Genomic DNA, 14,041 nt, shown 5'->3' on the forward strand with positions numbered 1-14,041 from the left:
AGGTAGATATCCAATATATGGTTTCATTATCAATCGAACAGCGACGTAGAATCGACACATTGTCGATCTTATGTCTATCAAATCAAGGTTGATGGAGCGACATAGAATCAACAAAATGTGGATTCTATTGCAATGTGAGTCGAGCTATAAGTTCTCGTGTAACTCATAAATTCCCCATTGGGGATTAGTTATACATTCTCTAGTCTCTGCTACCTTAGTGAGGTGCAACAAAAAACCTGCCAGTGGCTGACTTTTTGTTGCGGTGTATCGAACGGGTGTTATGGATAATCACTGCTCATAATGAATCCTACGATTAGGCAAACCGCCACACAACAAAGACGATTAGTAACGCAAAGAGTATTGGATAAAACCTATTATCAGGAGATGCAATCCAAGCTTTAAACACACCAACAAAATCAATCATCACAGCACCAACTCCATATTAAACAATCCATCAAGGTTTTAAGGGCTCGTTTCGCTCACCAGTCAATTTCAACAATTTATCGAAAATGATTCATCAACATCTTTCTGTTGGTGTAATTAGCTGTCTGTGATGATTATGTACTCTGGTTTAGAGGGATGCCCTCCTTCGGAACGTATTGTGTTAAATGTCATTTAATATCAATTATTTGCGTTGAATTATTGTTCTAATGGTTTAGTGGGTACAGCGTCACGAAATAACTGATAATTACATTTTTATCGAACTCATATGTGCTTTGGGTATAGAGGCGAAAGAAAAATAATTTCCTTAAACTTGGAGGATGATCAAAGGTTTGGATAGGGGAAAGCCGATATAACCTGAATGTAGACTATTGATGAGGTTCTATCTGGAAATGTTATTTTTGTGATTACCATCAAGTACTTGAGTGTTTGCTTCTATGTAGTATGCGCGTCTTATTGCGCATTGAATTGTTAATGGCACGCAAATAATGATAGAGGAGGTTAATGTATGAACTTAAATGTACTTGGTGAGTTACTGGACAACAGTTTCCTAGTTATAGAGAAAGCGCGTGAGCAGGGTTTGGATGAGAAAGTTACTTTGGATGTAATTAAGCAAATCATTGAGGCGAATGGCGATAATACAATTCTTGATCAAGAGTTACATCCTCATTATGAGCTTGTTATAAATGGGCTATACCAAAATAAAATAGAATCAAAAACCAAATGGCGCGACCGTATGATAGAGCTAGCCAAGCATGTATCAGAGTGGTCAAGAGATAAATCTAAAGTAGGCGCAGTATTAGTATCAAAAAAAGGTGGGGATATTACTTTAGGATATAACGGATTTCCTTTTGGTGTTAAAGACGATGAGGATCGCTACGATGAAAAAAAATTGAAGTTAAACATCATTGTACATGCCGAGGTTAACGCTATTATCGCATCAGGTTCAAGGGCTGCTGATGGCCACCTTTATGTTGTTGGGAAGCCTATATGTGCAAGGTGTGCAGGACCAATAATTCAATCGGGAATTAAGAGGGTTTTTGCAACCAAACCACAGAATATCGGAGAATATGAGCCCCCGAAAGATCCTAATGCTACAGATTGGGAAGAAATCGGAAGGCTTGCTATAACTATGCTTGAAGAAGCTGGTGTTGAATGTATCTTTTACGAAGCGACAACTGATGGTTATAAGTATAGTGACTTTTAATAGACAAAATAATTAAGCTCAAAATGAGTGTAGGTGTAGGTGTAGGTGGTGAATTCTTCCTACACATTGAGTTTTTTGTAAAGGAAAAAACCGTAAACTATTAGTTCTGATTACCCATATAGATGAACTATTAGATTAGGAGCTAATTAATATCAAGTGGTTAACTCAAAAAATCCATATAATTTCGACCTCAGAAGCCCATAGAAGTATTTTGGGTCACTTAATGGGTATAGCCCAGCCTTAAAGCTGTAAGTTTATAACTGCTCCAGAGCCGGTTGCTCAGAGTAAGGAAGCCTTCCCCATTTTATGCAAATTATCTTATGAGTGCAGTTTCTATACGTTAAGTTATCTGACGATATTAGATTAAAATTTCTAACTCTGTCATGCCCCAAAACGTGTTGTAAACCAAAGTATGAACATCAATTTTCAGTTAGTTTTGATATGCAAGGTAAGTAGTATTAAATAAACAAAAATTGCCCCCGTAATTAGTTATCATTTTGTGATTTTAACCAACCTCTTTGTCCACTTAGCAAGGCTAGTACCTACTTCAGGCGTCGCCATTTAATAAGGATGTATATAACTTGACTCAATACTTAAAATTAGGCGATGACCGATCTCCGGTCCAATTGGACTCAAATGGTGATAATGGTACCTTTAAAGTTGTTAACGACTGCACTTGGGCAAAAACAGAGGATGAAATTACTCCAGATTTTCTGCGTTCGAGAATAGAACCTTGGTTAACCGCACTCTTCCAATCAGAGCACCTCAATTTACTTGTTGGTGCAGGTCTTAGTTCAGCTGTTCAACAGTTTGCAACAGGGCAACTTCCACAAGGTATGGGATGGATTACCGATCTAAAAGTATGTAAAGGTGAAATTGACTGTTATGTAGCTACGTCTGCGAAAGCTTCAGGAAGAAAGGATGGAAACATTGAAGATCAGATTCGTTCAATTAATGAGTTGATTAAGGGATTAGAAATTTTAACGGCACAGAATTTACCTGTACCACCATCGCCTCCAGGTTCCTTACCATATCGTAATTTTAAAAATGAATTGGTTGAACTAAATAATGAACTATCACGGTGTTTGAAATCGTTTTCAGACTCAGTGAGTAGTGGCGAAAAATCAATCCGTGATGCAGAGCCGAAGCTAAAAACTGAAACATTTAATTATTTAGTTAATTTTTTGATGAGCTTTTCAAGTCGAACTGCGACGCGCGATAGATTGCATATATTTACAACCAATTATGATCGTATTTTAGAAACAGGGGCTGAATTAGCCGGTCTTAGATTAGTCGATCGGTTTGTTGGCAGTATTGCGCCAATCTTCCGGTCATCCCGATTAGAGGTTGATTATCATTATAATCCTCCTGGTATTCGTGGCGAGCCTAGATATTTGGAAGGGGTGGCTCGTTTCACAAAATTACATGGTTCATTAGATTGGTATGCAAATGAGGGAGCTATCAGGCGTTTTGGTCTCCCTTTTGGTGCCGCTACTGTAGAGCCATTTTTAGAAGTTGAAGGGGCTGGTTCAACCAATTATCAACAATTAATGATTTATCCAAATTCTGTTAAAGATCGTGAAACATCAGAATATCCCTATGTCGAATTATTTAGAGATTTAGCGTCAGCGACATGCCGCCCGAATAGCACACTTGTAACCTACGGGTATAGTTTTGGTGACGAGCATATAAATCGAGTTCTCATAGATATGCTAACTATACCCTCAACGCATATCGTGATTATTGCTTATGGTGATCCACTTGGAAGAATCATGAGCTTTATAGCGGATAGTGGGCGTCAGGCTCAAATATCTTTATTACTTGGTGACCATTTCGGAGACCTCAAAACACTAGTCGATTACTACCTTCCAAAAGCAGCAATAGATCGTACATCAATTCGTATGGCTGAGCTTTTAAAATCAAGAGGCTTATATCCAGCAGCTATCCAAAGCACAGTTGGTGGTGAAGAATGAGTTCGTTACCCATTGAGCAAGGAGAGCAATTAAGAGTTGGTACTGTAGATTTTGTGTCACCAAATGAAATTAGAGCAGTCCTTGATATTGATTCACCTGATTCTGTTGCCCTAAATGCTGGAACCCCGAGAAATTTTCCAAGGGTAAACAGTTATGTTTTAGTCTCTTGTGATAATGGTTACTTGGTTGGACAAATTGAGTGGCTTGCTGTTGAGCGTTCCCCTTATCCTAAACAAACGGATATCCATGATTTTGGGCTAGTTAATCTACCTTTCCCACAGAAAAAAATAAGTTTAAATCCAGTAGGTACTCTCAAACGAGTGTCAACAAGAGGTGTTGATTCTTTCAAATTTCGACGAGGTTCAGAATCATTTCCTTCAATTGGTTCCGCTATTTTACTGCCGACGGATTTTCAACTTAAATCAATTGTTGAGTCTGGTAACAATCGAAGAGTTACCATAGGGCAAAGCCCACTTGCAAATAATGCAAATGTTGCAATAGACCCTGACCGCCTATTTGGTCGCCATATTGCTGTGCTAGGGAACACTGGGAGTGGTAAATCTTGTTCAGTTGCAGGTCTTATTCAGTGGTCGTTAGAAGCGGCAATGAAATTAGAAAAAAAGCCTAATGCTAGATTTATTATTTTAGACCCTAATGGTGAATATACCCGAGCATTAGGTCCAGAGACTAAATTCAAAGGTCGTGTTTTTAAAGTAGAAGCTGAAGAAGGCGAAAACCAACTACAAGTACCTTCGTGGTTTTGGAATAGTGCTGAATGGGCGTCTTTCACGCAAGCAAGCCCGAAAGCACAGCTACCATTGCTAAAGCGCTCTTTGAGAGCAATGCGAAATGAAGACTTTGAACTTGAAACAGATTTAAATATTGAGATAAAACGCTTTCTCGGTAATGTCTTAGTTACTTTAAAACATGATAAGAGTTCAGGTAGACCATTTGGTGGATATGGACCCGCGAAAGGTTTTAATGAGACTATGGCCAAATGGATAGAAAGCTTTTTAGCTTATAGGGATCAATTAGGTGATCACAAATTAACACAAGTCATAACTGCAATGTGTCAGTACCGAGAAGATAGAAGTGTGCAATACGCTACTTTACAGGCTACGGTGCCTGAAATTGACAACATTGTAGATAAAGTTACTTCAGCATTTCAGCAGTTCGGTGGTAATGAGCATGACTTGTTGCCTAAGAGTGAAGATATTCCATTACCATTTGAAGGAAATAACCTAGTTGCCTATTTAGAGGCATTAGCGCAAGAAAATGGTAGTGAACAATATGTCGAATATTTGGTGGCACGCATACGTACAATGCTATCTGATACACGAATGAAGCCCATCACTAATGATGCGGAGCAGAGGGTCGATTTAGCTAAGTGGTTAGAAAGCTATATAGGTAAGGATGGATCAGGTGAGAGTGACAGCTGTGTTTCAATTATTGATCTTTCTTTAGTACCAAATGAAATCACCCACCTTGTGACTGCTGTTATTTCAAGGATTATCTTTGAGTCATTGCAACGTTATAGGCGGCTAAATAACAAATCCTTACCAACTGTGCTTGTAGCTGAAGAAGCGCATACATTTATTAAGCGCTATCGTGATGACTCTGAAAACCAGGATGTTGCTGCTGTTTGTTGCCAAGTATTTGAGAAAATCGCACGTGAAGGAAGAAAGTTTGGTCTTGGCATGGTGATTTCTTCGCAACGGCCTTCGGAGTTATCACCTACGGTTTTATCTCAATGTAATACATTTCTATTGCATCGAATTAGTAACGACAGAGATCAAGAGCAGGTACATAAAATGGTACCAGATAATTTGCGCGGACTACTCCGTGAGTTACCTTCTTTACCATCTCAGCATGCAATTCTCATGGGATGGGCCTCTGAACTTCCTGTTCTGGTTAAAATGAAGAGTTTAACGAAAGAGCAACAACCACATTCAGATGATCCTGACTTTTGGGATGTTTGGACAAGAGAAGATACTGATGGAGGAGTGGTAGAGCGAGATGCTGATTGGAATAAAGTTGTCAAGGAGTGGCAGCAGAACTAAAAATAATTTTGATCGAAATTTGCTCGCTTTGCTTCTCAATTCGGGAGAGTGAAGCGTTAGTTTATATTTGTAATACTTATCGTAATCAAAGTGGTTTTTAAACATTAACTTGGTTTTATTCAGATGCGAGATGATTGGCACTTTGTAACTAAGAAGTGCCTACACAGTGTTGGCATCGATGAAATTGAAAGCCTCAACAAGTTACTTTTTCAGTATTTGAGCTAATGGGAGGTAAAGACAAGACCTGACCCTTTACTGTTCTCTTCGGGGCTTACGGCAAAAGCCGATTAGCTTCTTTCATACAGCAGTGAGCAAAAAATTTGAAAATGCTATTATTGACGTGTTTGAAGCTTTTGACGTCAATAAGTTTAAGGTCAACTACCCTGACCATCGAATTTTTGTTTGCGGTGGGCCTATAAATGTAAAAAAAATCGTCCCTTTAAGCTTTCGTCAACGACTGATAGAGAAGTTAGCCTCAGATTATCCCGATCTCGAAAATGAAGTTGTTTTAGCTGAAACCTTTAAAGATTACTTTAGAGAACATGCTTACAGTGATTTACTTATATTCGAAGATGACATAGCTCAATTGGCTTCGGTAGTTGTCATTTTTCTGGAAAGCCCTGGGTCACTAGTTGAGTTGGGGATGTTCTGCACTAAACCTAACTTCTATAAAAAATTACTAATAGTTGCACCTAGAGAGGAAACTGAAAGAGAAGACTCATTCATTTACCTTGGCCCATTAGATCACATCCGCAGTAAAGAACCATCTTCAGTAGCAATATACCCGTGGCCTGATGCTCAAGTCTCTGATTATCCTAAAATCCACATGCAAGACTTGTGTGGCACTTTGCTAGAAAAGCGAAATACGATCCCGAAACACCCTGCATTTAACAAAAAAAATTCTGGACATATCGCTTTGCTACTACTGGAAATTATCCGTCTCTCCTATCCAATATTATTAACTGAAATTGAACTAGCATTGGCATCATTAGGGCTTGATGAAGAGAGAAGTAAAGTTACTCGATTACTGTATTTGTTGAATCGACTTGAATACTTAGATACGTATGAATACGGTGGTGGGTATAAATTTTATTACCCTTTTGACAGGACGAGTCCAAGAATCAAATTTGGAACTAATAAACACTCGGCTACATTCGATGAAAAAAAATTAGTGATGAACTTAAAGATGTCATATGTAAGAGATAATGATGACGGTGCATCTAGGAAAAGGATAGCTGCAGCTACTGAGATACAGAAGAAACTCAAAGGTGGTGAAAAGTGAATTTATCAGAATTACTGGAAAGTTTCCTTTTCATGGAAGAAGAAGAAATTGTTTCTTTTGCAGCTAGCTCCCCTTATCGTTACAAAGTCTATTCAATCGCTAAGCGGAACTCCGAAGAGCGTAGAATAATTGCTCATCCCTCAAAAGAACTAAAATTCATTCAGAGAATTATTGTTGACCAACTAGCCGGACAACTGCCAATTCACAATACGGCTAAAGCATATATGAAAGGGTTAAGCATAAAAGACAATGCTCGCCCACATGCTAAGTATAAATACTTACTCAAGATGGACTTGAAGAATTTTTTTCCTAGCATAAAGCCTTCATTATTTTTTAAAGAATGCCGCCTGCATGGTGTTGAATTGTCAGAACTAGATATAGATTTGCTTGAAGGGTTTCTCTTCTGGAAGCGAAAAAGAGCAACACATTTAGTTCTAAGCATAGGGGCTCCGAGTTCGCCATTGGTATCAAACTTTATTCTCTATAGATTTGATGAAGCCATTAGCCGTTATTGTAAGTCGTTGGGAATCAATTACACCAGATATGCAGATGACCTTACCTTTTCGACTAATGAGAAAGATGTACTTTTGAAGTTTCCTGCAAAAGTTAGGAAAACACTAAATTATCTCTATGACGGTCAAATCAAGATTAACCTTAGAAAAACGGTACTATCTTCTAAGGCACATAATAGACATGTAACAGGAATAACATTATCAAATGAAGGAAAATTAAGTGTAGGGAGAGAGACAAAGCGTACGCTGTCGGCCTCTATACATCGCTTTACACAGCAAAAACTGTCTGATGACGACATATTAAAACTTAAGGGAAACTTAGCCCATACAGTGTTCATAGAGCCAGACTTTTTAGATAGAATGATAAAAAAATACGGACGTAATGCTATCTATGAGCTTAAGCACTATACACCCTCAAGTAATTGAAATGGCAAAAACGATAGAGTCAGGTCTTGCACTTTTTACTTGGCGAAGTTCTCTATACTTGAAGTAATTTATTGATTGCTAATTTAGCAAGGTCGTTGTCATATTTCTGTTCATTAATGAGTCAGCAGCATTGCTGACTCTACGAATACCAAGATAAATTATCGTATTTGAAATATTACTTATTGTTAGGTTAAGTTAATGTTCTTTAAGATGAATTTTTTTATTGGGGTCGGTAGCCCTAGATCTTGCAACTCAGTTGGTAATACCCAAGCTTGTTCTTGATTTAAGCCGCTCATACGCTCAATGGACCAAACTTTTGCTTCAAGCTTGTAGTGTGTAAATGTATGTTTAAAGCTACCTTTTAAATGAACATGTTCACCAAGATGTTCTGGTTCGATATGAATTTGAGGTAGACACCACAATGCGCCCCAAATACCGTCTTTTGCTCGTTTTTCTAATAATATTTTCCCCTTTGATTCGATCCAGAGAAACTGCCCAGAGCGAGTCGGTACGTTTTTTTTGGGTTTGGGAGTTGGTAACTCGTCCACTCGATCACTTTTGAATGCGAGGCAATACTCCTGAAAATCACATTCTAAGCAGTTGGGGCTTCTCGGCTTACAAACAGTTGCCCCCATATCCAGTAGTCCTTGTGCAAAAGATCTATTGTTTCGTGTGGGCGTAAACGTCTCTGCAAGCCCCCACAATTGCTTATCGACTTTTGATGTGCCTGGCACCCCATCTACCCCAAAAAAACGGCAAAACAAGCGTTTGACGTTGCCATCGACGATGGGACCATAGGTATTGTAAGCGAATGAAGCGATGGCTCCCGCGGTATAGCGGCCAACGCCAGGAATTTTGAGTAGTGTCTCAACATGGTCTGGGAATAGACCATTACACTCATCCACGATGTATTGCGCGGCTTTTCTCAAATTCCGAGCTCGAGAGTAGTAGCCTAATCCTTGCCAATGGCTCATGACTTCATCTTCCGTGGCTGCAGCTAAAACTTCGATTGTTGGAAAGCTAACCATCCAACGCTCAAAATACGGAATGACAGTGGTGACTTGTGTTTGTTGAAGCATTACTTCAGAGACAAGTACGCGATAAGGCGTTGGGTTTTCTTGCCAAGGTAAATCATGGCGACCGTGTGTCTGTTGCCATGTGATGAGCTGATCTTGGAATTTTTCGGGCGTCAAAGGAAATTGCGTCATAAATTTTTCTTATTTGAATTGCTGACTTGGTTGCTTCAATTGATGGAAATGAACCACCAATTATGTTTTAGTGCTGTTTTTATTTTAAATACAATGAATTATTGATAGTGGCCCACTAGCTCATCGTGATTCGTTGCAATAGCCAAACGGTGTAGGCGGTTTTGTTTTGTTGCCAAGGTAATTCTTTACGCCCAAAGGCGTCATACCACTTTAATATGGCGGTTGCGAAAGGAGTCACGACATGCTCTATGCTTTGCTATTATTAGGAGTGAAATTGCACCACACTTACGGTTGGATGTAAAACAGACAAATTGTGTGGGAATTTATCCACGGAAAGACTTGCACCGAAGGCAATTCTTTGGATAATCCCCGCTTTGATTAATCAATGTGCAGGCAAAAATCAATGAGTGAAGTGACCACTAACGAATATACTGAAGACGGCAAACTGGTTCGTAAGATCCGTAGTTTTGTTCGCCGCGAAGGCCGCTTAACAAAAGGCCAAGAAAACGCGATGAACGAATGTTGGCCAACAATGGGTATCGACTACAACCCAGAACTTCTTAATTGGAAAGAAGTATTTGGCAACGATAACCCAGTTGTACTAGAGATTGGCTTCGGTATGGGTGCATCACTGGTTGAAATGGCAAAGAATGCACCTGAGAAAAATTTCTTAGGTATTGAAGTTCATAGCCCAGGTGTTGGTGCGTGTTTAGGGACCGCTCGTGATGCGGGTGTAACTAACTTACGCGTAATGTGTCACGATGCAGTAGAAGTATTTGAACACATGATTCCAGACAGCAGCCTGCATACGCTGCAACTGTTCTTCCCTGACCCATGGCACAAAGCTCGTCACCATAAGCGTCGTATCGTTAAGGCTGAATTCGCCGAGATGGTTCGCGGCAAGCTTCAACTTGATACTGGTATTTTCCACATGGCTACTGACTGGGAAAATTACGCAGAACACATGATTGAAGTGATGAAGGTTGCTCCTGGCTTCGAGAATATCGCTGAAGATGGTGATTACATTCCTCGTCCGGATGAGCGTCCGCTAACTAAGTTTGAAGCGCGTGGCCACCGTTTAGGTCATGGTGTTTGGGACATTAAGTTCAAGCGTACTAAGTAATTCTGAATCAAATTAAGTGAAGGTGAATCCGACTTAGGATTAAACCCTACACTTTATGGGATTGATTAAAGCCAACATTATTGTAATGTTGGCTTTTTTGGCTTTTTTGGCTTTTTTGGCTTTTTTGGCTTTTTTGTCTTTTTTGTCTTTAGGCTTTTATTGCGATAAAGGTTTAAGAACAGAAAGTAATGTCACACCCCCTACAAAAATAACAATAAAGAAGTAAGCACACATGAAACCAACTCAAGCTATTTTGGCCGATATTTTAGATGAAGTTCGTCCCTTAATTGGTCAGGGAAAGGTCGCAGATTATATTCCTGCATTGGCTCGTGTATCGAACCAGAAACTGGCGATTGCCGTATACACCAATGAAGGTGAAGTTATTCAAGCTGGCGATGCTGATGAAGCCTTTTCTGTGCAGTCAATTTCTAAAGCCTTAAGTCTGACATTGGCGATGGTGTTGTATAAGCCTGAAGAGATTTGGCAGCGCGTAGGGAAGGAGCCTTCTGGCCAAGCCTTTAATTCGATGATTCAGCTTGAGATGGAGCACGGCATTCCTCGTAACCCTTTTATCAATGCCGGAGCTATTGTGGTTGCAGACTTACTGCAAAGCCGCCTGTCAGCACCTAGACACCGTTTATTAGAATTTGTGCGCCAGTTGTCGGGTGACACTCATATTGTGTATGACAAGGTTGTGGCGGCTTCTGAAATGATGCACAGCGATCGTAATGCTGCCATCGCGTATTTGATGCGTTCATTTGGTAATTTTGAGAACGATGTGATCCCAGTGCTCAACAATTACTTTCACGCTTGTGCGCTTAAAATGACATGTATCGACTTGGCGAAAACCTTTAGCTATTTGGCAAACAAAGGTGTGTCGGTTCAGACCAAGAAAGAGATTATCACGCCAGTTCAAACCAAGCAGTTGAATGCTTTGCTTGCGACATGTGGTTTGTACGATGGGGCAGGTGAGTTTGCTTACCGTGTTGGCATGCCCGGAAAGTCTGGTGTCGGTGGCGGGATTATTGCGATTGTTCCTGGTGAAATGACGATTGCAGTTTGGTCTCCAGAATTAGACCCTTCTGGTAACTCTCTTGCGGGTACTATGGCATTAGAGCTGCTTTCAGAGCGTATTGGTCGTTCTATTTTCTAAGTTCTAAGTTCGACAAAAAAGCCTCTCGTGATGAGAGGCTTTTTGCATTCTAGCGTTCGGCTATTCGTCTTCTTCGGCCATAAAGGCTTCAAGCAGATCGTTTAGGAATAGTTTTCCTTTTTCAGTTATCTGCCAGTGGCTGTCGGTTTCATTGAGATAATTGAGCTCTTTGGCCCACTCTATCGTTGGTTTGATCGAATCAAACTCTAACCCCGTCGTATCAATGAAGTCTTGTTTTGGACACGCTTCCATTAACCTGAAGCGGTTCATGAAGAACTCGAAAGGGCGGTCCTCATTGGGTACTTCAAGTTCATCCGACAGATAGGGCTTCACCAGATTCTGATACGCTGCTAGGTAGCCTCTAGGGTGTTTAACCTTGGTAGTGCGAACAATACGTCCATCTGAAAAGCTCAGCTTGCCATGAGAGCCACAGCCAATACCTAGGTAGTCACCAAAGCGCCAGTAGTTGAGGTTATGTTGACACTGATATCCCGGCTTGCTGTAGCCTGAAATTTCGTATTGCACATAACCTGCGTCTGAGAGCTTCTTATGGCCTAAGTCGAAGATATCCCAAAGGTCATCATCGTCAGGTAGCTTTGGCGTTTTGTAATAGAACATGGTGTTAGGTTCTATTGTCAGTTGATACCAAGACAAATGTGGAGGATTAAGTTCGATCGCTTTGTCCAAATCAACCAAGGCCTGATCAATGCTTTGATCGGGCAAGCCGTGCATTAAATCTAGGTTGAAGCTGTTCAATCCAATCTTATGCGCCAAATAAGCCGCATTCACTGCTTCATCTTGACCATGAATACGTCCAAGCCTTTCCAGCTTTTCTTGCTCAAAACTTTGTACGCCTACCGAAATTCGAGTAATGCCTGCCTTTTGGTAACCTGCGAAACGTTCTGCCTCGATGGTGCCCGGATTGGCTTCCATGGTGATTTCTATTTCAGGTTTGAACGGGGTGCGTTGTTCAATACCTTGCAGTAATTGACCAATCCCTTCGGGTGAGAACAAACTCGGTGTACCGCCACCAATAAAGATCGAATGCAATGGGCGAGGCGTGCCATTGAGTTGGTACTTTTCGATATCTGTATCGAGGTCTTCAAGCAGCGCATCGATGTACTCTTTTTCAGGTATATCGGTTTTCAGAGCGTGAGAGTTGAAATCACAATACGGGCATTTTTGTACACACCATGGGATGTGGACATAAAGGCTAAGTGCGGGTGGTATAAGCGCTGCATTGTGCATTACAGAGCTTGCTCCTTGAGAGTCTTGAATAATGACGCAAGAGCTTTACCACGGTGTGACAGTTGCTTCTTACGTGACGATTCAAGCTCTGCAGATGCACAATTATCTTCAGGAACAAAGAATACCGGATCGTAGCCAAAGCCATTTTCACCGTGTTCTTCAGTAAGAATGCGACCTTCCCATTTACCGTGACACACCAATGGTGTCGGGTCATTTTCGTGACGTATTAGCACCAATACACAATGAAAACGAGCAGTGCGTTTTTCTGTTTCGACACCTTGCATTGCATCGAGTAGTTTTTCGATATTCTGCTTATCGGTCGCACCTTCGCCAGAGTAACGCGCTGAGTAGATGCCCGGTGCACCATTAAGGTAATCAACTTCTAAGCCAGAATCGTCCGCAATCGCTGGTAGCCCCGTTTCTTTCGCAGCGTGGCGAGCTTTGATGATGGCATTTTCAATGAAAGTTGTTCCCGTTTCTGCGACTTCTGAAACGTTGAATTCACTTTGCGCGACAACGTCGAAACCAAACTCAGACAGAATGTCTGCCATCTCGTGAACTTTGCCTTGGTTGCCTGTTGCTAAAACAATCTTACTCATGGGAATGTGGCTCTAATAAGTTAATGACTAGAAAAGTGAGCGGTGAAGCTACTCTTCTATATAGAATTTTTGTGTGAAACGCAGTGGTCCAGCCCCTTTCAAACCAGCATTAATATCGATGGTGAAAGTGATATTCTCTTCATGGGTCACCGGAAATTCTGCAAGGTAATAAATCGCGTCGCCTTCTTTTATTTCACGGAACTTAAGCGTGCGAGTATTGCCGACTAGATTTTTCGCTGTTCCTGAAATCTTAGCCGCTGTCGCTGGTTTGCCCAAAGAAGAGTTATCCAACACACTGATATTGAGAATAGCTGAGTAACCGTTGCGCTTTAGTTGATATTGCTTAGCGACTTGTGCGGTTAAGAAAGTGGAGTTGAAGGCTGAGTAGTGAACCTCTACATCCTTGATATTTTTAAACTGTCCAGCCCAGCTTGGTAAAGCGACAAGGGCAGTAAGTAGTGCTGTTATCCATAAACGCATAATGACTCCAATAAATAGCAAAAAGCCATCATAGGATGGCTTTGATTTCAGTAGGGACTTGGTTTGGCGAGCATATTCGAACTTGCTTGTGCCTACCGAGCTCTCCCTTCTCTATCTTGATTTGCCCCTTGGCGACCTTAAATTGCTTCGCAAGGTATTTTGCTAAGTGGGCGTTAGCTTTGCCATCAACCGGTGGTGCAGTAATGGCAATTTTCAGTTCCTCTCCGTGCAAGCCGACAATCTTGTCTCGGCTTGCTTTGGGTTGGATATAGAGCCTAAGAAGAATATCGTCTTCTTCGGCCCAAACTGCTTGTGGCATCGTCAAAGTA

Annotated in this window: 12 protein-coding genes; 7 read left to right on the forward strand and 5 right to left on the reverse strand. The window is 40.9% G+C overall.

Annotation, left to right across the window (positions count from 1 at the left end; all coding sequences use genetic code 11):
- The first annotated feature begins 949 nt into the window (after nucleotides 1-949).
- The 5 genes from OCV36_RS02230 (at nucleotide 950) to OCV36_RS02250 (ending at nucleotide 7,901) form a co-directional block, all read left to right on the forward strand.
- A complete protein-coding gene (locus tag OCV36_RS02230; protein WP_210114725.1) occupies nucleotides 950-1,648 on the forward strand; it encodes a deoxycytidylate deaminase in 699 nt (232 codons plus the stop codon).
- A 581-nt stretch (nucleotides 1,649-2,229) separates the two neighbouring features.
- Nucleotides 2,230-3,621, forward strand: a complete 1,392-nt coding sequence (locus tag OCV36_RS02235) for an SIR2 family protein (protein ID WP_135457252.1) — start codon at nucleotides 2,230-2,232, stop codon at nucleotides 3,619-3,621.
- The gene (locus OCV36_RS02240) at nucleotides 3,618-5,681 is read left to right on the forward strand and encodes an ATP-binding protein (protein ID WP_135457250.1); all 2,064 of its coding nucleotides are present in this window, start codon (nucleotides 3,618-3,620) and stop codon (nucleotides 5,679-5,681) included. The genes OCV36_RS02235 and OCV36_RS02240 overlap by 4 nt, the downstream gene beginning before the upstream one ends.
- A gap of 307 nt (nucleotides 5,682-5,988) precedes the next feature.
- Nucleotides 5,989-6,963, forward strand: coding sequence for a retron St85 family effector protein (locus tag OCV36_RS02245; protein ID WP_135457248.1), 975 nt, complete (start codon nucleotides 5,989-5,991; stop codon nucleotides 6,961-6,963).
- Nucleotides 6,960-7,901 carry a retron St85 family RNA-directed DNA polymerase gene (locus tag OCV36_RS02250; protein ID WP_245300932.1) on the forward strand — a complete coding sequence of 314 codons (942 nt, stop codon included), beginning with the start codon at nucleotides 6,960-6,962 and terminating at the stop codon, nucleotides 7,899-7,901. Before OCV36_RS02245 ends, OCV36_RS02250 begins: the two co-directional genes overlap by 4 nt.
- A 185-nt stretch (nucleotides 7,902-8,086) precedes the next feature.
- Here OCV36_RS02250 and mutY read toward each other — a convergent pair whose 3' ends face one another.
- Nucleotides 8,087-9,109: an A/G-specific adenine glycosylase gene (gene mutY / locus OCV36_RS02255; RefSeq protein ID WP_135457246.1), complete on the reverse strand. Its 1,023-nt coding sequence runs from the start codon at nucleotides 9,107-9,109 to the stop codon at nucleotides 8,087-8,089.
- Nucleotides 9,110-9,512: 403 nt separating this feature from the next.
- On the opposite strand from mutY, the gene trmB reads away from it, so the two are divergent.
- Complete coding sequence (trmB, locus tag OCV36_RS02260) at nucleotides 9,513-10,232, forward strand: tRNA (guanosine(46)-N7)-methyltransferase TrmB (protein ID WP_108101751.1); 720 nt, start codon at nucleotides 9,513-9,515, stop codon at nucleotides 10,230-10,232.
- 232 nt (nucleotides 10,233-10,464) lie between these two features.
- The gene (gene glsB / locus OCV36_RS02265) at nucleotides 10,465-11,385 is read left to right on the forward strand and encodes a glutaminase B (RefSeq protein WP_135457244.1); all 921 of its coding nucleotides are present in this window, start codon (nucleotides 10,465-10,467) and stop codon (nucleotides 11,383-11,385) included.
- 60 nt (nucleotides 11,386-11,445) lie between these two features.
- Here the strand turns inward: glsB and hemW are convergent, their stop codons facing one another.
- The 4 genes from hemW to yggU are packed head-to-tail and all read right to left on the reverse strand — an operon-like array spanning nucleotide 11,446 to nucleotide 14,031.
- Nucleotides 11,446-12,633 (reverse strand): radical SAM family heme chaperone HemW, encoded by a 1,188-nt coding sequence (gene hemW, locus OCV36_RS02270; protein WP_135457242.1) that lies wholly within the window; start codon nucleotides 12,631-12,633, stop codon nucleotides 11,446-11,448.
- A complete protein-coding gene (locus tag OCV36_RS02275; RefSeq protein ID WP_135457240.1) occupies nucleotides 12,633-13,232 on the reverse strand; it encodes an XTP/dITP diphosphatase in 600 nt (199 codons plus the stop codon). The genes hemW and OCV36_RS02275 overlap by 1 nt, the downstream gene beginning before the upstream one ends.
- 48 nt (nucleotides 13,233-13,280) lie before the next feature.
- Nucleotides 13,281-13,712: a DUF4426 domain-containing protein gene (locus OCV36_RS02280; protein WP_017075428.1), complete on the reverse strand. Its 432-nt coding sequence runs from the start codon at nucleotides 13,710-13,712 to the stop codon at nucleotides 13,281-13,283.
- Nucleotides 13,713-13,740: 28 nt separating this feature from the next.
- Nucleotides 13,741-14,031, reverse strand: coding sequence for a DUF167 family protein YggU (yggU, locus tag OCV36_RS02285; protein ID WP_017075427.1), 291 nt, complete (start codon nucleotides 14,029-14,031; stop codon nucleotides 13,741-13,743).
- Between the last annotated feature and the right edge of the window lie 10 nt (nucleotides 14,032-14,041).

Source organism: Vibrio echinoideorum (genome assembly GCF_024347455.1).
Classification (GTDB): Bacteria; Pseudomonadota; Gammaproteobacteria; order Enterobacterales; family Vibrionaceae; genus Vibrio; species Vibrio echinoideorum.

Excerpts from the sequence above, each read along its gene's own strand:
- OCV36_RS02230 (WP_210114725.1), top strand. The coding sequence starts at position 950 with ATGAACTTAAATGTACTTGGTGAGTTACTGGACAACAGTTTCCTAGTT.
- OCV36_RS02240 (WP_135457250.1), top strand. The coding sequence starts at position 3,618 with ATGAGTTCGTTACCCATTGAGCAAGGAGAGCAATTAAGAGTTGGTACT.
- mutY (WP_135457246.1), bottom strand. The coding sequence starts at position 9,109 with ATGACGCAATTTCCTTTGACGCCCGAAAAATTCCAAGATCAGCTCATC.
- trmB (WP_108101751.1), top strand. The coding sequence starts at position 9,513 with ATGAGTGAAGTGACCACTAACGAATATACTGAAGACGGCAAACTGGTT.
- glsB (WP_135457244.1), top strand. The coding sequence starts at position 10,465 with ATGAAACCAACTCAAGCTATTTTGGCCGATATTTTAGATGAAGTTCGT.
- hemW (WP_135457242.1), bottom strand. The coding sequence starts at position 12,633 with ATGCACAATGCAGCGCTTATACCACCCGCACTTAGCCTTTATGTCCAC.
- OCV36_RS02275 (WP_135457240.1), bottom strand. The coding sequence starts at position 13,232 with ATGAGTAAGATTGTTTTAGCAACAGGCAACCAAGGCAAAGTTCACGAG.
- OCV36_RS02280 (WP_017075428.1), bottom strand. The coding sequence starts at position 13,712 with ATGCGTTTATGGATAACAGCACTACTTACTGCCCTTGTCGCTTTACCA.
- yggU (WP_017075427.1), bottom strand. The coding sequence starts at position 14,031 with ATGCCACAAGCAGTTTGGGCCGAAGAAGACGATATTCTTCTTAGGCTC.